This is a genomic window from Streptomyces sp. NPDC050610, assembly GCF_040654875.1.
Classification (GTDB): Bacteria; Actinomycetota; Actinomycetes; order Streptomycetales; family Streptomycetaceae; genus Streptomyces.
The window spans coordinates 313,909-333,833 of record NZ_JBFAIV010000001.1; the positions used below are offsets into that span (position 1 = coordinate 313,909).

Consider the following 19,925-nt stretch of genomic DNA (forward strand, 5'->3'; position numbering starts at 1 on the left):
GGACATAAATATATGCACCCTTGTTGCCTATATGCGCCCGTGGATCGTGGTTACGATGACGCGGAATGTGAGTCAGTCGTGAATGCGATGTGAAGGGCCAGCAGGTGGCACCGCTCCTCGCAGCACATCAAGGAGCTTCAATGGGTCGCCCTCGTCGCAGATCCCGCCGCCATCGGGGGAGCACGATCAAAATAATTCTTGTCATGGCCATAGTCATAGCCGCCGGTGCGGCGGCCTACGTGAAGTGGGGCCCTGGCGGAAACGGCGGATCAAGCGGAAGCGGCGATTCAGGGACCGGTGAACTGACGGTCCGATACCGCACGGACGGACCGACTGTCGTGGCAACGGCCAAGCCCTGGCTGGAAGTCATCAACAAATCCAAGAAGACCGTCCCGCTCAGCGATGTGACCCTTCGCTACTACTTCACCGCGGATGACTCCGCCTATGGCGTCAATTGTGTCCAGACGAGCAAGGGATGCGGCAACGTCACCCAGAAGCTGGGCACGCTGAGCGGTGGCGACTCCACCGCCACCCACTACGTCCAGGTCGGTTTCGGCGCGGGCGCCGGGGACTTGAAGCCCGGGGGGACCAGTGAGGGCATCGGCCTCCAGCTCTACCGCCTGGACCACAAGAAGCTGAACCAGGCGAACGACCGCTCGTTCAACGCCAAGGCGTCCCACTACGCACCGTCGAAGCTCGTCACCGCCTACCTCCGGGGCGCCCTGGCCTGGGGCGACGAACCGGACGGCGCCGCCGGCACGGACAAGACCCCGCCCTCGTCCCCGGCCGCACCGCCGACAGGCGTCATCTTCGACAACTTCCACTACGCCGGCCCCGACGACCCCGCGTTCGCCGCCAACGGCTGGCAGGCCCGCAGCGACAAGGGCGGCCCCGGCATCCACGACACCTGGTCGACCGACGGCGTCACCTTCCCCGCCGAGTCGAACGCCAAGGGCGGTCAGGTGCTCCAGCTCCGGGCCTCCACCGACGGCACGAAGAAGGGCACCAAGCAGTCCGAGATCCAGAGCGTCGAACCCGACTTCTTCACGGGCACCATCGCCGCCCGGGTCTACTTCAGCGACAAGCCCGTAGCGGGCCTGAACGGCGATCACCTCAACGAGTCCTTCTTCACGATCTCCCCCGCGGACAAGTCGAACAAGTACAGCGAGCTCGACTACGAGTACATGCCGCACGGCGGATGGGGAGCGCCCGGACCCCGCCTCGACACCACGAGCTGGCGCAGCGGCGGCGGCAAGCCGGGAGACCGCACCACCCAGACCCAGCCGGAGCACCTCACGGGTTGGCACACCATGATGATCACCGCCAAGAGCGGAACGGTCACCTACTCCGTGGACGGGCGCAAGCTGTTCAGCCACCAGGGCAAGTACTTCCCGCGGGAACGCATGGGCGTCCACTTCAGCTCCTGGTTCATCGACCTGCCGTTCAAGGGCCGGCGAACCTGGGACATGCGCGTCAACTGGCTCTACTACCAAGCCGACCGAACCGTCTCCCTCACCGAGGTCAACAAGGCCGTCGACGGCTTCTACGCCGCGGGCACGAACCATGTGAACACCGTGCGTAAGTCTTGAGCGGGTGTGCTGGGGGGAGGCCTCCAGGCAGCCCTGCCGACCGGGGCAACGGGGCCTTCACGCCGGCCGGTGACAGCCCCTGTGCCAGTCCCGGTCCCGGCCCCGGCCCCGGTGCCGCGTTCAATCGGTCGGACCGAGTCCGCGCGGTGATCGTGTGCGCTTCGCCCGCCTCTCCCTGGAAAGAGTGGGCGGAATGCCTATATCTGCTGCCGGGAAACCGCCATAGCGTCGAATGCATGAACAACACCAAGAATTCCCCCAAGGGGGATGTGAGCCAGGAATCCATCGAGAACCGGGGCAAGTTCGGCGAGGTGAACGTCTTCCTCCCCGGTGCGGGCATCCCCGCCCCGGCACAGAACCTGTCGATCGAGGAGGAGCGGCAGCTGCGCAAGCGTGAACTTGCCGCTTCCTTCCGGCTGTTCGCCAGGTTCGGCTTCTCCGAGGGCGTGGCCGGTCACATGACCGCCCGCGACCCGGAGTGGGAAGACCACTTCTGGGTCAACCCGTTCGCGATGAGCTTCAGCCGGATCAAGGCGTCCGCCCTGATCCTCGTCAACGAGCAGGGCCAGGTCGTCGAGGGCAAGGGCGCGGTCAACCTGGCCGGCTTCTACATCCACTCGGCCGTGCACAAGGCCCGCCCCGACGTCGTCGCGGCCGCGCACACCCACTCGCTGTACGGCAAGACCCTCGCTTCGCTCGGCAAGAAGCTCCTGCCGATCACCCAGGACGCGGCGGCGTTCTACAACGACCACGGCCTGTACGCCGGTTACGGTGGTCCGGCCGGCTACCACGAGGAGGGCCTGCGCATCGCGCAGGCGGTCGGACCGGGCAAGGCCGCCGTGCTCCAGAACCACGGTCTGATCACCGTCGGCCACAGCGTCGGCGAGGCCGCCTGGTGGTTCATCACCATGGAGCGGTCCTGCCAGGCGCAGCTGACGGCGATGGCGGCCGGTCACCCCATCTGCATGGACGAGGAGACCGCCGAGTTCACCGCCAAGGAGGTCGGCGGCCACTACGCGGGCTGGCTGAACTTCCGCCCGCTGTGGGACCAGATCGTGGCCGAGCAGCCCGATCTGTGCGAGTGATCCGATCGCCTAGCCGCGCTCGGAGTGGACCCGCAGCAGCAGTTGCAGGTCCACTGAGCGCGGCGGCTCACGCCAGTCGGCCCCCAGGAGGTCGTCCAGGCCGGCGAGCCGCTGGTAGAGCGTGTTGACGTGGATATGGAGGGCCCGGGCGGCAGGGGTGGCCCGGCAGCCGTGGTCGAGATAGGCCTGAAGGGTTTCGACGAGGGGAAGCCCGCGTTGGCGCTGCTCGCGCAGGACAGGGCCGAGCAGCTGCTCGTACTGGGCCCGCAGCTCCCGGCGTCCGGTGTGGCTGAGCAGCACCCGGTAGAGGCCGAGCCGGTCGGCGGAGGCGGCCTGGCCTCGGCGCCCCAGGGTGAGCAGGGCGCCCAGGGTCAGCTCCGCGTCGTGGTGGCAGCGGGCGAGGTGTTCGGGGCCGGTGGCGGGACCGGAGACGCCGATGGTCGCGGCGGGAGTGCCGCGGCCTTCCCACTGTTCCAGGAGTTCCTCGGGGGTTGTGCCGGGCACCAGCGCGACCAGGCGCGTACCGCACGGTGCGAGGACGGTGCCCGGCGGAAGTCCGCATGCGGCGAACTCCCGCCGTGCCCGCTGGCGATCACCGTCCGGTTCGGCGACCAGTACGCAGTACGAGGCGGACGGGTCCAGACCCGCGTTGCGCATGCGCTGACGCGGGGTGAGGGGGCCGGAGGCGGGCCGCGTCAGCAGATCGAGCAGGAGTACGTCCTGGGGGACCCGGGTCGCGTCGGCCACGGCCGTCTCAGCGGTGACGGCGAGCGCGACGAACGGGGCGGCCCGCTCAAGCAGGGCCTGGTCCCCGCGGACGTCCCGGCTGCCGATGGCCACGAGGGAGCCGCGCACGGAGCCGGCCGCGGAGACGGCCCGGACACACGCGGCCCGTTCGACGAGCTCCGCGTCACCGGAGCCCACGCCGGATTCGACGCCGGAGTCCACGCCCGAATCGACGCCGGAATCGACGCCGGAATCGACGCCGGAATCGACGAACAGCACGTCACCGGAGGCCTCCTGGCCGATCTCCTGCACGAGCGCGTCGAGGCCGCCGCCGCGCAGCAGCACCTGGGTCAGCCGCTCGTGCCGGCGTACGGCCAGCTCCAGCTCGGCGTGGTCGAGCGCGGCGGCCGCGTGTGCCGCGAGGGCCGACAGCAGCCCCACCTCCCGGTCCGTGAACCGGTGCTCCCGCCGCCTGCTGACGAAGAGCGCGCCGAGCATCCGGCCGCGCCGGGCCAGCGGCACGCCGAGCAGGGCGTGGATGTCCTCCTCCATGGCCGCGGTGTCGGCGGCGGGGTGATGGCGGAAACCGTCCTCCGTCGCGTAACTGCGCAGGCCGACAGGGTGCCCCCCGGCGACGACGGTCCCGGTGAACCCGACCGCGGCGGGCAGCCGCAGCCCCTGCAGCCGACCGGTACGCGCGCCCTGGGCGGCCGCCATAACGAACCCGCCGTCGTGCGCGAGCCCCACATACGCCAGGTCGGCGTCCAGCAGCCGCCGCGCCCACCCGGTCACCGCGGGCAGCAGCTCATCCGTGCTCCGCGCGCCCGCGAGCCGCTCGGCGGCGTCGCTCAGCAAGGCCTGCTCAGCCGCCCGCCGACGTCCCTCGTCAAGAAGCACCTTGACCCGCAAGGCGGCCCCCGCCTCCCGTTCCACGTCCTCGGGCGTCGTGCCCGCGCCGAGCAACTCCTCGCGATACCGATCGAGGTCCGTCAACGACGCCCCGGCGAGCAGCAGCTCAACCCATGATCCACCCATGAATGCATGATAGATACAACACGAGATACGTGTGATGGCCCTTCATCGCCTCCGCGTCACACGAAACCGTCGGGCGGTCTCCGCGTCACTGACCCCGTTCTCGATGAACTCGGCCGCAGCCAGGCGCACTTGCTCTCTCCTGGCCCGCTCCTCAGCCGTCAGCCGTCAGCATCGGGATACTGCACACCTCTGGCATAGCGCACACGACCTCAGCCGTCAGCAAAACCAGAACCCCCACCATTGAAGATCTCCATACGCGGCGGTCGGCACCGGCCGGGCATGATGATCCCCGCCGCAGGATCGGCCCCCGCGGCTACGGTTCGTGATCAACAGCCCCCACTCCCCAAGCGGCGGTTTTCTTCAGGTGCTACACCCGCGTAGTCGCGACGGTGAGGCCTGCCAGCTGGGTCAGACGTAGGGAGGTGGACTCATCGGTCGGCGTCATCACGGTCATCCGGTGTCCCGTCGCCGAGACACTGGTGGAGACGAAGTTCAGCTGGAGCTGCCCGACAAGAGGGCTATCGAGGCGTTTTGTCTCATACTGCTGGGGCAGTACGTCGTGACGAGCCCACAGTCGGGCGAACTCCTTTGATCGTTCCCGAAGGTCGTCAACGATTCCGGCAGCGGCAGGGGTGCCGATGTCGGCGCGCAATCTCGCGACCATCCGGGCGGCAACCAGGTCGACGTCGACGTAGCGGCTGCGCCAGTCGGGGTCGGTGAAGAACTGCACCGCGCAGTTGCGTTCGCCGGGCGGGATGAGGTCCATGTCGGTGAACAGAAACCGGTAGGCACGGTTGTATGCCACCACATCGAACAGCGAGGTCTGCAGGCACGCAGGGAACGGGTCGAGCTTGTCCAGGACGGGCTGGAACGCCGCGCTGAGCCTCGGGTCGCATTCGGAGGGCTCGGCTTCCGGCGTACTTGATCCGGCGAGCCGGCGCAGGTGCCGCCTCTCAGTGTCGTCGAGTTGCAGGGCTCGGGCGACCGCCTGCAGGACATGAGTGCTGACGTTGATGGGCCGACCTTGTTCGAGCCAGGTGTACCAGGTGACGCCGACCCCCGCGAGGACGGCGACCTCTTCGCGCCGTAGTCCAGGTGTCCGCCGTCGCCCTGTGGACGGGAGACCTACCTGTTGCGGGGTTACTCGTTCGCGTCGGCTGCGGAGGAAGTCACCGACCTCGCGCCGGATCGCGGCGGGCCTGGTCTCTGTCATCTCTTCATCCTCCCGTGCGAAAACCCGATATCCAGGTGGTGGCAGTACCCCCATAAACGGACTCCTGGTTCCAGGATAAGCGGCGCTTAATGATCGACGGCATGACCACGTCTTCTGCACCACATGACAGTCCCTTCTCCCGTACAGGCGGACCTGGCAGATCGGACGGCCGCGCCGCGCCGCCGCCAGTGCAGGGTCTGCCCGCGCCTCCGACTCCGGGGCTGGGGACGGGTCGGCTGCTGACGACGCTGTCGGCATTGCTGCTGTCGGTGGTCAGTTTCGCGGCGGCGGGTATCGCTGTGCCCGACATCGGTGCTTCTCTGGGGGCCACGGCTGCCGAGCAGTCGTTGGTGGTGTCGGTGTACGCATTGGGGTTCGCCATTCCCATGGTCCTCGGGGGCAGGCTCGGGGACCTGTACGGGCGACGCCGGCTCTTCCTGCTCGGCATGGCCGGGTTCACCTCGTTCTCCCTGGTCGCAACCCTGGCCCCGAACATCACTGTGTTGATCGCCGCGCGGGCCCTCACCGGAATCTCTGCGGCGGCCATGGTTCCCCAGGTGCTGGCGACGATCACGGCGTCTACCCAGGGGTCCGAACGGGCCCGAGCTGTCGCGCTGTTCGGTGCGACCGCGGGCGGGGCCACGGCGATCGGTCAGGTCCTCGGCGGCGTGCTGCTGTCCGTCCCCCTGCTCGGCGCTCCCTGGCGGATGATCTTCGCGATGAGCGTGCTCATGGGCGTGATCGCCTTCGGTGCCGCGCTGCGCTGGCTGCCCGATACCAGTGCGCCCGGCCACCGGTCGCTCGACCTGATCGGGACGACACTGCTCGGGCTCGCCCTGCTGGCACTCATGATCCCGATCTCCCAGGGCGGCGCACTGGGCTGGCCGGTCTGGTGCTGGGCGCTGCTGGGGGCGACGCCGGTACTGTTCGCAGCGTTCTGGCGGCGGCAGGTTCGGCTGCACCGTAGTGACCGCGTTCCGCTCGTTCCGCCGCCCCTGTTCCGGCTCAGTTCCTACCGGATCGGGCTGGTGATGGCGTTGATGCTCCAGTCCGCGTTCGGTGGGTTCACGTTCCTCTACGCGATCTCCACGCAGACGGGGCTCGGATGGTCTCCCATGCATGCGGCCCTCGTGCTGTTGCCGTTCTCCCTGTTCTTCCTCACCGTGTCGATCTGGTCGGGGAAACTTACGCCCCGTTTCGGGTTCCGAAGGCTCCTCGCCGTCGGCGGACTCATCCAGGCCGCACTCCTGAGCATCACAGCCGCCTCCGTGTTCCTCCAGGGGGCCGGCCTGAACTCGTGGACGTTCGCCGCCCTCCTCGTCGGAGTCGGTGTCGGCCAAGCCTTCATGTTCGGTCCGCTCGTCGGAGCGATGATCGCTGAGGTCTCTCCAGCATCTGCGGGAGCAGCATCCGGCGTGCTTCAAACCACACAGCAAGCCGCAATGGGCCTCGGTGTCGCCGTTGCCGGAGGTCTGCTCGGTGCGGCCCTGGCCGGTTCCACAGCCCCGACCGGTCAGGCCTACACGAGCGCCCTGGCGATCTGCATGCTCGTCCAGGCGGCATTCGCCATCATGTTCACCCTGTGCACGCTCGCCCTGCCCCGGCGCTGACAGCGCCGGACCGCGGCGCGGACGCCGGACGCTCATCCGCACCGACTCCGGCGGCGGCACCCACGAGTTCGTCGCCTGGCTCGCCCGGCGCGGGAGGTGGCTGTCGTACTCGGTCGGGATGACCATCACCGACGCCATCCACCAGGCCGTCCTGAAGGTCCCGTCCTCGGCCTGAATCCCGGTGAGCCGGTCCACGTAGACGATGGCGAAGGGCTCGAACATCGTCTCCTGGCGGCGCTGGTCGGCGGCGAAACCACATCCTTTGATCCAGCCTGGGGGCCAGTGTTCACCGTGGCCTTTCACGAGGTCACGGAACCGTTCAGCCGACGTGAGATCGTCGAAGGGCTCTGACTCCCGTCTGCCGATCCGGGCTCCACCTGCGCGCCGGCGGACGACGCAGGTGGACGCCCCGTCCTTGCGTTCCTTGATCTCGATGTAGGCCATGAGAAGGGCCGTATTCGAAGCAATGTGCCCACTTCGTGCCCACCAGGAGCAACAAAATAGCCCTTCTGACCTGCGTTTCCGCATGTCAGAAGGGCCAACCTTCTGTGGAGCCTAGGGGAGTCGAACCCGAAATTGTTACCTTCCTGACCTGCGGAAACGCCGGGGAATCGGACATCCGACCCCGATTCCGCCCTCCTGCATCCCCCTCCATCCGCCTCGATCAGGCTCCTGTGCTGACACGTCAGCACAGCCGTGAGGCTCGTAGCTGAAGGGAATCACAGCTACGAATCAAGCCGATGCGTACCTTGCTGGACAAGGGATTAGTGACTTTGGTTCGCAGCTTGCGCCAGCGAAGTAGCGCGCCAACGTCGTCCACCGCTTCTGTCGACGTCAGCACCGGCCAGAATCCGTCGGGGGCCAATCCGATCGAGGCCCGCTTCGGGTCCCTGCGACAGTTCGCCCTCCCCAACTCCAACCATCCGAACCACACCGCCCAGGCCAGAGCGCTGCGCGCCTACCTGCGCTGGCGAAACCAGCACACCCGCGCCCCGACGTCCTCACCGCCCAACGACGCGAACGCGCCCGCACCCGAAGCGGGAAAGACGTCCGCTGGGGCGGCAGACCTCTCCCCACTGACAGGCGCTCATGGACTACACGAAGTCGCAGCTCGCCTAATCACAGCAGGTCACCATGCCAACTCACGCCCCGCATGACGGCGGCCTCCGTAAGCTCCCCGTAGGCGGTCACTTGCCGCGCAATTTATGGCCACGGGTTTCGGATCTGACAAGATTTTCGTGATGGCTGGTCGGTTTAGTGCTGGGTGACGCGTTGGGCCAGCAACGCGAGCCGGGCTCGGCCGTAGGTCTGCCGCTTCAGCATCTTGAGCCGGTTCACGTTGCCTTCGACCTTCCCCGAGTTCCACTCCAGGCTCAGCCCGGCGCGGACCGCGTCCTGGTCCTGGCGGAGCCCTCGGGCGAGCGTCTCCAGCTCGGGCAGGTCGCTGCCCTCGCACCGGGTCAGCCAGGCGTCCAGGTGGGTAATGCCCCAGCGGTTCTGCATCATCGTAGCGAAGCCGCCGATCAGGCTATGAGCCGTCTCCATCTCGGGCGAGCGGGTGCACACCTCTTTGACCAGCAGGTTGTCCTCCTCGGCGCAGCCGTCAGGGTGGGAGAGCAGCGCCTTGATGACGGCGGTGGCTTTGGGGGCGGCGACCGCGGCGAACGTCATCGGGGGTTCGCGGCGGAGCCGGTGGACAAACCGGCGGACGGTGCGGGAGCTGACGTGCACACCCTGGGCGGCGAGCTCGGCGTGCAGGATGTCGGCGCGGGTGCAGCCCTCGTTGAAGCGCATGACCAGGTATTCGGCGTGGCGGTCCAGGTTCTGCGGGCGCTCGCCACGCGCGGCGGCCAGGAAGTCGTCGATGGTGTCGGCGCGCATGAACTTGCGGACCGTCTTGGGGTCAAGCCGCAGTTCGGCGGCGATCCGGGTGACGCCGGCGCCGCGAGCCATCAGCGCGTGCACGGCCGCGTGGCGTTCCCGGTGCCGCAGCACGATCAGCGTGTCCGGCCGTGCGAGCAGGGCGTCCGGCTCCGGCTCTTCCGGCATCGGGCCGGCATCCGGCAGCGGGGGCGTCCACCTGGACCGGAGCCGGCGGGTGATCGCATCGACCGCGTCGGCGAGGTTCTTCCATAAATGCCAGCGATCTGCGACCTGGACGGCACCCGGGGCGCCTCGGGTGGCGCCGTCGGCGGTAAGCGCCTGCCCGGTCCCGGCAGATGATCTCGGCCCCGGGGTGCGCGGTGAGCCAGGCGGCCAGGGTGTCGCCGGTCCGGTCGGACAGGAGGTCGACGACGTCGCCGCTCTCCATATCGATCAGGATCGTGCCGTAGACGTAGCGTCTCCGCAGGGCGAAGTCGTCCACCCCCAGGACCCGGGGGCCGCACGCGGGTGTGGCGGTCTGCAGCGCCAACAGCAGGTTCACCATGGTGGTGCGGCTGAGCATCGTGCCCAGGACAGCCATCAGTCGGGATCCGGCCCGGCCGGCCAGAGCGAGAGCCACCGCGCGCACGACCTCCAGCAGTCCTGTGGTGAGGCGGCTATAACGCAAGGTCAGACCGTCGATCTGCTCGGCGAAGCTGTGTCGAGAGCAGGCCGCGTTGTCACAGAACAGGCGCCGGGCCGACAGGTCGATGGCCACCGGCTGGCCACTGATCGCCGTATCGGCCGGATGGCGCTGGTAACGGCTGTGCACGCGAGCGGAGGGAGTGTGGCAATCCGGGCACGGGGCTGCGGCATCGTCCCTGGTCCTGGCCTCGATCCTGATCACGCCGTCGACCAGGTCGACGCGCTGCACCTCCACCAAGGCCAAGTGCGGGAGGAGCAAACGGAGAAGTTCAACGTCCATCACCCCATGCTGGACCGGCAGTTCATGGTCATGTCGGTCACGAAAATCTTGTCAGATCCGCACTACGAGGCCGTTGACACCCGCACCGGCCCATGGTCGGTGCGGGGCGTGAGTTGTATCTACCAGTGAGTGTTTTCAGCGTTGCCTCACCCTGGTGAGGCAACGCTGAAAACACTCAGTGTTCCAGTCGACTCTGAACGGCTTGCTCAACTATCTCTGCGGCTTCCAAGGGGTCTTCATGCTCCCAAAAGCGGAGGACCTTCCAGCCATGCCCCTCAAGGGCTGCCGTCGTCTCCCCGTCTCGTGCCTGACTTCCCGCGATCTTCTCTTGCCAGAATTCAGCTCGCTTCGCGGACGGCCGATAGTGCTCCGGGCAACCGTGCCAGTAGCAACCGTCGACAAAGACGGCGACCTTGGCCTTGGTGAACACAACATCAGCGGTTCGCCGCAAGTCAGCGACCGGCCGAACGGAGACCCTGTAGCGCATCCCCTTGCGGTGCAGGGCTGATCGGAGTAGCCGTTCCGGCTTGGTGTCCCGTCCCTTGTTCCCCGCCATGACCGCGCAGGAAGCGGGAGACGAGGCCCACGAGCCGGGAGGCACGGCCTCTGTGGTGACATGACCAGCGGAACGCGCCATCGACCACGCACGCTCCAAGTTCGCGGCGCGCGTGCCCTCGTCAACCTCCCCGACGTACTGTTCCCGAGTCTCGCCCGCTTGCGACCACCTCAGGTAGGCGCGGATGCGTCGGGTGCTGCGGTAGAGACGTAGCGCCACGGAGGCGCCCGCGCAACGACGCGGGGTCGGCGAGGTCAGCAGGCACCCAATCCACTCGGTCGTCAGCGCCGGGCGGCCTGGTACGTCCCACCAGGCGCAGCACCACTCCAGGGTGCTTCAGGAACTCCCTGACGGTCCAGCTTCCCACGAATCCGGTACCCCCCGTCAGCACGACGCGTGCCGGGTTCACGGGCGCTTCCCCCAGCCTGCGGGGGCACCGTCGAAGGTCAGCCCGGCTTGGACGTCGGGTGTGGCGACGGCGGGCAGGACGTAGCGCCACAGGGCTGTGATGCGCCGGGGGAGATCGTCGCGCTCCGAGATGATCTCGGACATCACCTGGGTGCCTGTGTACGCCCCCACCAGCGCCAAGGCGAAGTCCTGCTCGTCGACCTCCGGGCGGAGTTCACCCTTCTCGCGGGCCACGAGGAGCTCCTTCTCAAACAGTTCGGCCCACCACCGGTAGATCGAGCCGTCGTGGCGAGCTGGGCCGCCCGGGTCCACCGCCAGTCGCACTCCCGCACGGAGCATCCTGTTGTGGCGCAACTCGACAGCCAGCATGAACGTCAGGTCCACGAGCTGCTGGAGCCCTTGGGGTTCCTCTGGCAGATCCAGGTCGGATGCCTGCTCCAGCATTACGGCGCGGGCGAGTTCCTCCTTCGACTTGAAATGGAAGTACATCGCACCGTGGGTCAACCCTGCCTCGGCCAGGATCCGAGTGACTCCCGCTCCCGAGTAGCCAGCTTCGTCGAAGACTTTAGCCGCAGCGCAGATCAATGCTCTTCGAGTGCGGAACGCGCGCTCCTGCGTACTCCGAGTCACGACCAAGATCACCAAGCCCTCTCGACAAGAAACAGATCGATCTCTATGTTATTTGAGGAACGGATATCGCTCAACTACCGCAGTGATGTGAGCTCATACAGAGGAGAACGGTTCTCGTGCACGCACGCGACAATCTCAGCAAATGCATCGATACGCCCATCGGTGGCCGGGTGCCGCAACACTACGTACACAAGGCGAACGCGTCGGAGGTCTACCTCAGAAGCTGGAGCGGGGAAGGCGGCGACCGATTCCGAATAGCTGCGGAGTGGCCAGATACGCACCCCTTCTACCAGGTGGGGAGCACTCTCGACCCCCTGCTCCTCTCCGAGACGATCCGTCAGACCTTACCTCTGCTGTGCCACGCCGCCTACGGCGTGCCGCTCGGGCACCAGCTCATTTGGGAACGGTTCTCCTACCAGCTCCTTCACCTTGCCGACACCACGGCGAGCCACCGGCGAGACGTCGAGCTGCAAGTGCAGTGCTACGACATCTCCTACCGCGGCAGCCGCCCTGCTGCGCTGTCGATGTGGACGACCGTCACGTGGGGCGGCGTCCCAGTCGCCCAGGCCAAGACGCGGTTCGCCGTGATGGCCAAGGAGGTGTACCAGCGACTGCGGGGCAGCTACGTGGACTTCCCGCTGGCGATGTCACACGCGGTGCCCATGCCCGGCCCCGTCCTCACGCATCCCGGACGCTTCCACCGCGTGTGGGAGCGGGACGTGCTCCTGACGCCCTCCGCCGCAGGGAGCGCACAGTGGCTGCGCGTCACCACCGACCACCCCATCTTCTTCGATCACCCAATGGACCACGTACCGGGGATGCTCCTGCTGGAAGCCGCTCACCAGGCCGCGATTGGGTCGAGGAGCACCCCGAACCCGGCCGGGACAAGTGCGGCAGGGGCCGAAGTCACCTCGTTGTCATACGCTTTCGAGCGATACGTAGAGCTGGGCCCGCCTTGTGCCCTGTTCACCCGGGAACTGCCCGCAGACGCATCCGGACACCAGCGGCTGGCTGTCAGGGCAGCGCAGAACGACCTGGTGGCACTCACCGCCGAGCTCACCACCACAGCGCCCGCGTCCCGCGCGACACCGTCTGTCGACCGCGCCCCCTGTGGAGCGGCAGGGACGTCACGAGGCGACGCCCTGTCATGACACAACGGTTTGGGGGAACAGGCGAGCCACTGAACCAACACTCATCCGCAGCGCGCCTTTCCGATATCAGCCTGCGCCACCTGAGCGCTTTCCTCGCCGTCGCCGACATGCTGAGCTTCACGGACGCGGCGAATCGGCTCTCCAGCAACCAGCCCGCGCTGACCCGCTCTGTCCAGCGTATCGAAGAGCACATGGGTCTGCGCCTGTTCCACCGCACGACCCGGCAGGTCTCGATCACCCCGGCTGGCGAGAAGCTCCGCGACGAGCTCCAGGTTCTCCTTCCCTTGTTCGAGAAAGCCCTGCGGCCCGAGAGCGTGGTTTCGGAATTGCGCCTCGGGTTCTCTTGGCTGTTGCCCGACAACTGGGTGCACGACGCGATCAACAGATTCGAAGTGGAGACCCGGGTAGGCGTGGAGCTCAAGCGCCGGGACGACGTCGGCGCGGGGATCGCGCAGTCGACGCTGGACGTGGCGATTCTGCGTGGGTACACGCACCGCAGAGGGATGCGTGCGACCAGAGTGGGCAGCGAGCAGTACGTCGCCGTGGTACCCCACCGTCATCCGCTGGCGGCGCGCAGCGGAGTGGACTGGAGCGAACTCGCCGAGCACCCGCTGATCGTCAGCGAGGCGGTGGGACCGGTCACGGAACAGGACTGGGGGGCGGGGCCGCTCCGGATTGCACTGCGGTGCCACAACTTCGACGAGTGCATCGAGTCCGCGGCCGCAGGGAAGGGCCTGGGCGTGGTGCCGGAGCTGGCGCTGCGGCGGACGATCCACCCATCGGTCGATTTCGTTCCGCTCCGGGGCGGGCCCCAGATCCCCATTTCATTGATCCAGCCCGTCCAGGGAAGCCACCCGCTGGTCGGCCGATTCGTTCAGATCGCCCAAGATGTCCTGGCGCCCGGCCACCGCCCGGACTTCACCGCAGGGCGGCTGCGGCACACCGGGACAACTGCCCGCTGAGCCCTGACACCAATCTGTGGGGGCGCCGGCGCTCCGGTCGGAGCCCCCACAGGCGCGTTTCCTGCAGTACCCGCTACGGCAGCCCAGGTCCGGTGGGACGGCTGGCTGTGGTGCCCGGGTCCAGCGCGGCCATGTTCACCGCGTGCTCAGGCCGCTCACCCACCAGCACACGCAGCACTGCCGACACCGCCTCCCGGCCAGCCCGTCCCTGCGCCTCGCGGGTGCTGGCGCCCAGATGGGGGGTCGTAAGCACGTTGGGTAAGTCCAGCAGGGGGTTGCCTACGGCAGGCTCGATCTCGAAGACGTCCAGTGCCGCCCCGGCCAGACGCTCCTCCTTGAGTGCGACGGCCAGGGCGGTCTCGTCGACGATCCCACCACGTGCCGTGTTGACGAGCAACATCGACGGTTTGGCCAGGCGGAGTTCCCTTTCGCCGATAATCCCGGTCGTGACCGAGTTCTTCGGAAGGTGGACGGTGACGACATCACTGCGCCCCATCAGTTCGTCGAGAGCGGTCAATGCCGCGCCCACGGACTGCGCGTGACTCTGCGGCACATAGGGGTCGTACGCAATGACCTCGACCTTGAAGGCCGCCAGCCGCTGGGCCACCAGGGTGCCCACATGGCCGAGCCCAACTATTCCCACGGTGCGCCCCGCCAGTTCGATCCCCTGGTGCCGGGTTCGCTCCCAGCGCCCTGCGCGCAGGGCGGATCCGGCGGGCACCACATGCCTCATCAAGGCCAGGATGAGCCCGATCGTCAGCTCGGCCACGCTGAGAACGTTGGACAAGGGCGCGTTGGCGACGAGGACGCCGTGCCTGGTGGCGGCCACCACGTCAACGTTGTCGAGTCCGACGCCCGCCCGAGCTACGACCCGCAGCCGGGGTGCGGCGGCAAGAGCAGCCTCGTCCACCCGCGTGCCACTACGGATGAGCAGAGCGTCAGCTTCGCGGAGCGCCGCGTGCAGCGCGACCGTGTCGCGGCCGTCGCACATCCTGACCTCGCAAAGGTGCAGGTCTTTCAAGGTTTCGGGATCCAGCGGATCGGCCACGACAACAACGGGCTTGCGCACAGGTTGTTTCCTTTCGTAAGGGCGAGAGGTCGTATGACCGAGGTGGACGGCCTCGGAGATCCGCCGTTCAGGGGCAAGCCCGGCGCGACGGGCGGCGTCACGCGGGGGCGGGAGCAAGCGTGCGAGGCAGAGCCTCGGACTCCCAGATGGCGTCGAGCGCACGGGCGAATCCCACGATCTCGTCGTCGCTGTGATGGGGCGTGGGAGTCACCCGAAGTCGCTCGGATCCCATTGCCACACTTGGGGAGTTGATTGGCTGCACGTAGTAGCCGTGCTGGTCCAGCAGCCTCCGCGCCACGTGCTGGCACTTGACCGCGTCCCCAACCAGGACGGGCACGATGTGGGCCGCCTCCGAGACGACCGGGATGCCGTGGTCACGCAGCATGCCCTGCAACAGGGCCGACTTCTGAGCCAACTGGGTGCGTTCGCGCTCCGAGCGCTTGAGGTGACGCACCGCCGCCAGTGCCCCGGCCGCCACGGCGGGCGGTAGCGATGTGGTGAAGATGAAGGCGGCGGCGAAGCTGCGGATGGCATCCACTACGGGCGCCGGGCCCGCCACGTATCCGCCGGCGGTTCCGAACGCCTTGGCCAAGGTCCCCTGTACGACGTCGAACCGGTCGGCAATGCCGTACTCGGCGGCCTTTCCGGCACCGCGCGGACCGTACATGCCTACAGCGTGCACCTCGTCGAGGTAGGTGAACGCGCCGTACTGCTTGCCGAGTTCGGCTACCCGCCTCAGCGGGGCAACGTCGCTCTCCATGGAGTAGACGCTCTCCAAGGCAATGACTTTGGGGATCGCGGGGTCCGTGCTGGCCAGCAGTTCCTCAAGGTGATCGACGTCGTTGTGCCGGAAGACGTGCTTCTCGGCACCGCTGTGTCGGATGCCGGCGATCATCGAGGCGTGGTTGAGCTCGTCCGAGAACACGACGCAACCCGGCAGCTTGCTGCCGAGGACCGTGAGCGCAGCGTCATTCGCCGCGTAGCCGGAGGGGAAGATCAGCGCCGACTCCATGCCGTGCAGATCGGCAAGTTCACGCTCCAGCTGCACGTGGTAGTGGCTGTTGCCCGAGATGTTGCGGGAACCGCCGCTGCCCGCGCCCGCCTCGTCCACGGCCTTCTTCATCGCCGCGAGCACCTGGGGATGCTGACCCATTCCCAGGTAGTCGTTGCTGCACCAGACGCTGATTCTCCGGCTGTTCCCGGGGCCGAACTTCAGCGCGGTAGGGAACGCCCCCGCCCGCCGTTCAATCTCCAGGAAAGTACGGTAGCTGCCCTGTTGCTTTAGGGCATCTATCTGTGCCGAGAAGAAGTCTACGTAGCTGAACATGAAACCTCCCGTGAACGCATTCCGTCGGTGATCATTTGTTGCGCCGCGGCGAATCTAGAGGGGTTCGACGCCACAGGGAAATACTGAATCTGCGGCCTCATGGGGTATCCACATAACAAGAGGCCACAGAGGTCTCGGCGCCAGTTATTCAAGAACCGCATAGACGATGGGGGTTCCCATTTCTCTTTCGTTCCACGGGCTTCTAAAGTCTCTCGACATGAGTTCCCAGGATCACTTGAAGCCGCGCTCGGCGACCTTGGACGACATCGCGGAGCTCGTACGTCTGCGCACATTGCTGCTCAGCTCGGGGACTGCGGTCTACGCGGCGCGCAACGAGGCGGAGGACGAGGCGTGGAAGCGGGACTATCGCGCATGGCTCGGCCGGGTTCTCACGGAGGCCGCCGACTGGGTGCACGTCGCCGTGATCGGCGAGGCGGGGGGCCTCTGCGCCTGTGCCATCGCCGTGGTGGACCAGCGCGCCCCCACCGTGCACTGCCCCAGTGGGCGCTCGGGCTGGGTGCAGACCGTGGTCGTCGATCCGGCTCTTCGGCAGCAGGGCCTGGGGGGTCTCGTCATGGACCACGTGCTCGGCTGGCTGCGCCGGGTGGGCGCCGACGCGGTAGCCCTCCAGACGACGGCCGTCGGCACTCCGCTCTACCGGAAGCTGGGGTTCCAGCCGTCTGGCGAGGAGCTCCTTTCGCGCCCCCTTGGAGATGACCAGAAATGAGAGTCCTGATCATAGGTCTCGGCTATGCCGGAACCCGATTCCTCAACGCGTTTTCACGTACTGCCGCGGAGTCAGAATTTGCCTACGTTGGCCGCAGCCCGAAGGAGAGCCCGCTCCCTTACTTCGATTCCACGACCCGCGCTCTGGCGGAATTCCAGCCCGATGTGGTGGTCGTGACGGTTCCGGACATCGCGCATGCCGAGGCGATTTCGACTCTGGACGGATACCGGGGATTCGTCCTGGCCGAGAAGCCCCTGGCGCTTCCCGGGGAAGATCTGGGGGAAATCGAATCCCACCTGAGTGGGGCCTCTGAGTTCTGCATGGACCTGGTGGAGCGGTACTCCGACGCCACCCGGGTCCTGCGCGCCCATGTCCTGGAACGGGACCTGCGGCTGGTAAGGGCGCACTTCACCTGGGGCAAGGACCGCATCAACGACCACCGCCCGACCAGCGGCGTGCAAAGCGAGGTTATCCACCCGCTGGACCTGGTCCAGTGGATCGCCGGCCGCGGAAGCGACCTGACGCTGGACTCCGTCCTGGGCACCCGGTCCGACTTCTCCGTGTCGGGGGACGACGTACTCGACAGCGTCGCGCTGTCCGCGTGGCTGGACGGCGGCAGGGTCACTGGTTACAGCAGTTTCGTAAACATCACGCGCTCGCGTGAGATCGACTTCGTCTTCCGTGACCCGGAAGGGGAGTTGTACTACGCCAGCGCCGTGTATGACACACCCGCATGGGACGCCGACCGGCTACGCGTGTGGCGCCGGACGTCCGCTGGTGACGAGGTGGTCCGCGAGGTGGACACCCGACAGGAGCCTGTATCTGACGAGGCGCGCACCATCGTGAAGCTGGGCCGCATGACCGAGGACGTCACGGACTTCGTCCTGCGGGGCCGCCAGCCCTCCTCGCCGTTCCCCGGGCTGGCCGACGCGCTCGCCCTCCAGCGCCTACTGAACACGATGGACGCGCAAGTGCGCTCCACGGCGCCGGTTGCCTACTTCCCGGACGGGCGCTCGGTGCTCCAGGAGGCCGACTTGGAGCGCCTGGGCTGACGGGGCCCTGCCACCCCTCCGTCACCCCTTCCATCACCCTCACCACCCCATGCAGAGAGACACAGGGAGACACCATGTGTGGAATAGCAGGCTGGGTCAGCTTTTCCCAAGACGTACGCCAGGACCAGCGCACCCTTGAGGCCCTCACCCAGACCATGGCCTGCCGCGGCCCCGACGCCGGGGGCATGTGGACGGACCGGCACGCCGCGCTCGGTCACCGCCGACTGTCCATCATCGATCTGGACGGCGGCAAGCAGCCCATGGTCGCCGAGAACGACGGCCGCGAGCTGGCCTGCCTCACGTACAGCGGCGAGGTCTACAACTTCAAGGAGCTGCGCGCGGAACTGACCTCTCGGGGCCACTCATTCCGCACGCGCAGCGACACTGAGGTGGTCGTGCGGGGCTACCTCGAATGGGGCGAGGGCATCGTCGACCGGCTCAACGGCATGTTCGCCTTCGCTCTGTGGGACCTGCGTACGCAGACGCTGCTGCTGGTGCGCGACCGTATGGGCGTCAAGCCGCTCTACTACTTCCCCACCTCCGACGGAGTGCTGTTCGGGTCAGAACCCAAGGCCATCCTCGCCCACCCCTCGGTCCCCCGCCGGGTCGGCCAGGACGGTCTGCGCGAGATCCTGGAGATGGTGAAGACTCCCGAGCAGGGGATCTTCAGCGGCATGTACGAGGTGCGCCCCGGTCAGCTGGTGCGGGTCGACCGGTCGGGCCTGACCAAGCGTACGTACTGGGCGCTTGAGGCCCGCGAGCACACCGACGACCTGGACACGACCGTGGATACCGTCCGCGGCCTGCTGGAGGACATCGTCGAGCGCCAGACCGTCTCGGACGTACCTCTGTGCTCCCTGCTGTCGGGCGGCTTGGACTCCTCCGTGATCACCGCGCTGGCCTCGCGCACTCTCGCGGGGCGGGGCGAGGGGCCGGTGCGCTCCTTTTCGGTCGATTTCGAGGAGCACGGGGCCGAGTTCATCGTCGACCCAGTACGCGGTTCCTCGGACACCCCGTTCGTGCACGACCTGGTGAAGCACGTGGGCGCCGACCACAGCGAGATCATCATGAACAGCAGTGAGCTGGCGGACCCTGCATTGCGGGCCAAGGTCCTCCAGGCGCTCGACCTGCCGCCCGCGTATTGGGGCGACATGTGGCCCTCCCTGTACCGCCTCTTCCAGTCGGTCCGGGAACGTTCCACTGTCGCGCTCTCCGGCGAGTCGGCCGACGAGGTGTTCGGAGGCTACCGGTGGTTCTTCGACAACGAGGCCATCGGGGCAGACACGTTCCCCTGGCTCACCTCAGCGACCGGGAAATACTTCGACGGCAAGTCGCTCTTCGACCCCGGTCTCATCCAGAAACTGGACATGCCGGGCTTCCTTCGAGACAGCTATGCCCAGGCGATCTCGGAGACTCCCGAGTTGGCCGGCGAGGACGCCGTAAACCGCCGTATGCGGCAGATGAGTTACGTGAACCTCACCCGCTTCGTGCAAACCCTTCTCGACCGCAAGGACCGGATGAGCATGGCGGTTGGACTCGAAGTGCGCGTCCCGTTCTGCGATCACCGCCTCGTCGAGTACGTCTTCAACACGCCTTGGGAGATGAAGTCGTTTGACGGACGGGAGAAGAGCCTGCTGCGCGCCGCCACCAAGGATCTCCTGCCTGAGTCGATCGTCCAGCGGGTGAAGAGCCCCTACCCGACCACTCAGGACCCGGCGTACGAACTGGGCCTGCGCGTCTCGCTCCACGAGGTGCTCGCCGACTCGTCGTCCCCGGTGCTCCCTCTGCTAGACAACGCCGCGACCAAGGCCCTGCTGGACCGGCCCGTCGGGGACATGAGTGCCCAGTACGACCGTTCGGGACTGGAGATGGCGCTGGGGCTCAACTCCTGGCTCTCCGCCTACAACATCGAGCTGAGCCTCTGACCAGCGGTCGCA

General features: G+C 67.2%; 16 protein-coding genes and 3 pseudogenes. 10 read left to right on the forward strand and 9 right to left on the reverse strand.

Features of this window, described 5'->3' with window-relative positions:
- Positions 1 to 338 precede the first annotated feature (338 nt).
- Both AB0I22_RS01450 and AB0I22_RS01455 read left to right on the forward strand, forming a co-directional pair.
- On the forward strand, positions 339 to 1,589 hold the full coding sequence (locus AB0I22_RS01450) for a cellulose binding domain-containing protein (protein WP_363128546.1): 1,251 nt from the start codon (positions 339 to 341) through the stop codon (positions 1,587 to 1,589).
- Between the two features lie 236 nt (positions 1,590 to 1,825).
- Complete coding sequence (locus AB0I22_RS01455; protein ID WP_363128547.1) at positions 1,826 to 2,674, forward strand: class II aldolase/adducin family protein; 849 nt, start codon at positions 1,826 to 1,828, stop codon at positions 2,672 to 2,674.
- A gap of 9 nt (positions 2,675 to 2,683) precedes the next feature.
- Here the strand turns inward: AB0I22_RS01455 and AB0I22_RS01460 are convergent, their stop codons facing one another.
- The gene (locus tag AB0I22_RS01460) at positions 2,684 to 4,435 is read right to left on the reverse strand and encodes a helix-turn-helix domain-containing protein (RefSeq protein ID WP_363128548.1); all 1,752 of its coding nucleotides are present in this window, start codon (positions 4,433 to 4,435) and stop codon (positions 2,684 to 2,686) included.
- A gap of 367 nt (positions 4,436 to 4,802) precedes the next feature.
- Positions 4,803 to 5,648, reverse strand: coding sequence for a helix-turn-helix transcriptional regulator (locus AB0I22_RS01465; RefSeq protein WP_363128549.1), 846 nt, complete (start codon positions 5,646 to 5,648; stop codon positions 4,803 to 4,805).
- Between the two features lie 101 nt (positions 5,649 to 5,749).
- On the opposite strand from AB0I22_RS01465, the gene AB0I22_RS01470 reads away from it, so the two are divergent.
- The 3 genes and pseudogenes from AB0I22_RS01470 to AB0I22_RS01480 form a co-directional block, all read left to right on the forward strand.
- A complete protein-coding gene (locus tag AB0I22_RS01470) occupies positions 5,750 to 7,258 on the forward strand; it encodes an MFS transporter (protein ID WP_363128550.1) in 1,509 nt (502 codons plus the stop codon).
- 13 nt (positions 7,259 to 7,271) lie between these two features.
- Positions 7,272 to 7,430: pseudogene (locus tag AB0I22_RS01475) on the forward strand (IS1380 family transposase); the annotation flags it as partial.
- Between the two features lie 682 nt (positions 7,431 to 8,112).
- Positions 8,113 to 8,324, forward strand: a pseudogene (locus AB0I22_RS01480) (IS630 family transposase); the annotation flags it as partial.
- A 188-nt stretch (positions 8,325 to 8,512) separates the two neighbouring features.
- On the opposite strand, the gene AB0I22_RS01485 reads toward AB0I22_RS01480, so the two are convergent.
- The 5 genes and pseudogenes from AB0I22_RS01485 to AB0I22_RS01505 form a co-directional block, all read right to left on the reverse strand.
- Positions 8,513 to 9,307, reverse strand: coding sequence for a transposase (locus AB0I22_RS01485; protein WP_363128551.1), 795 nt, complete (start codon positions 9,305 to 9,307; stop codon positions 8,513 to 8,515).
- Positions 9,308 to 9,917: 610 nt separating this feature from the next.
- Positions 9,918 to 10,106, reverse strand: a pseudogene (locus AB0I22_RS01490) (ISL3 family transposase); the annotation flags it as partial.
- 175 nt (positions 10,107 to 10,281) lie between these two features.
- Entirely contained in the window at positions 10,282 to 10,743 is a 462-nt protein-coding gene (locus AB0I22_RS01495; protein WP_363128552.1) for a very short patch repair endonuclease, read from the reverse strand.
- 40 nt (positions 10,744 to 10,783) lie between these two features.
- The gene (locus tag AB0I22_RS01500; protein ID WP_363128553.1) at positions 10,784 to 11,161 is read right to left on the reverse strand and encodes an NAD-dependent epimerase/dehydratase family protein; all 378 of its coding nucleotides are present in this window, start codon (positions 11,159 to 11,161) and stop codon (positions 10,784 to 10,786) included.
- Positions 11,068 to 11,712 carry a ScbR family autoregulator-binding transcription factor gene (locus AB0I22_RS01505; RefSeq protein ID WP_363128554.1) on the reverse strand — a complete coding sequence of 215 codons (645 nt, stop codon included), beginning with the start codon at positions 11,710 to 11,712 and terminating at the stop codon, positions 11,068 to 11,070. The genes AB0I22_RS01500 and AB0I22_RS01505 overlap by 94 nt, the downstream gene beginning before the upstream one ends.
- Positions 11,713 to 11,816: 104 nt before the next feature.
- Here AB0I22_RS01505 and AB0I22_RS01510 point away from each other — a divergent pair, with 104 nt between their 5' ends.
- Both AB0I22_RS01510 and AB0I22_RS01515 read left to right on the forward strand, forming a co-directional pair.
- Positions 11,817 to 12,851, forward strand: coding sequence for a ScbA/BarX family gamma-butyrolactone biosynthesis protein (locus tag AB0I22_RS01510; RefSeq protein WP_363128555.1), 1,035 nt, complete (start codon positions 11,817 to 11,819; stop codon positions 12,849 to 12,851).
- Complete coding sequence (locus tag AB0I22_RS01515; protein WP_363128556.1) at positions 12,848 to 13,813, forward strand: LysR family transcriptional regulator; 966 nt, start codon at positions 12,848 to 12,850, stop codon at positions 13,811 to 13,813. Before AB0I22_RS01510 ends, AB0I22_RS01515 begins: the two co-directional genes overlap by 4 nt.
- 73 nt (positions 13,814 to 13,886) lie before the next feature.
- On the opposite strand, the gene AB0I22_RS01520 is transcribed toward AB0I22_RS01515, so the two are convergent.
- Entirely contained in the window at positions 13,887 to 14,882 is a 996-nt protein-coding gene (locus tag AB0I22_RS01520; protein ID WP_363128557.1) for a hydroxyacid dehydrogenase, read from the reverse strand.
- Positions 14,883 to 14,979: 97 nt separating this feature from the next.
- Entirely contained in the window at positions 14,980 to 16,209 is a 1,230-nt protein-coding gene (gene hemA, locus AB0I22_RS01525) for a 5-aminolevulinate synthase (protein WP_363128558.1), read from the reverse strand.
- A gap of 217 nt (positions 16,210 to 16,426) precedes the next feature.
- On the opposite strand from hemA, the gene AB0I22_RS01530 reads away from it, so the two are divergent.
- From AB0I22_RS01530 to asnB, 3 genes are all read left to right on the forward strand, one after another.
- Positions 16,427 to 16,936, forward strand: coding sequence for a GNAT family N-acetyltransferase (locus AB0I22_RS01530; RefSeq protein WP_363128559.1), 510 nt, complete (start codon positions 16,427 to 16,429; stop codon positions 16,934 to 16,936).
- Entirely contained in the window at positions 16,933 to 17,988 is a 1,056-nt protein-coding gene (locus tag AB0I22_RS01535) for a Gfo/Idh/MocA family oxidoreductase (RefSeq protein WP_363128560.1), read from the forward strand. Before AB0I22_RS01530 ends, AB0I22_RS01535 begins: the two co-directional genes overlap by 4 nt.
- Positions 17,989 to 18,062: 74 nt before the next feature.
- Entirely contained in the window at positions 18,063 to 19,913 is a 1,851-nt protein-coding gene (gene asnB, locus AB0I22_RS01540; RefSeq protein ID WP_363128561.1) for an asparagine synthase (glutamine-hydrolyzing), read from the forward strand.
- The last annotated feature ends 12 nt before the right edge of the window (positions 19,914 to 19,925 follow it).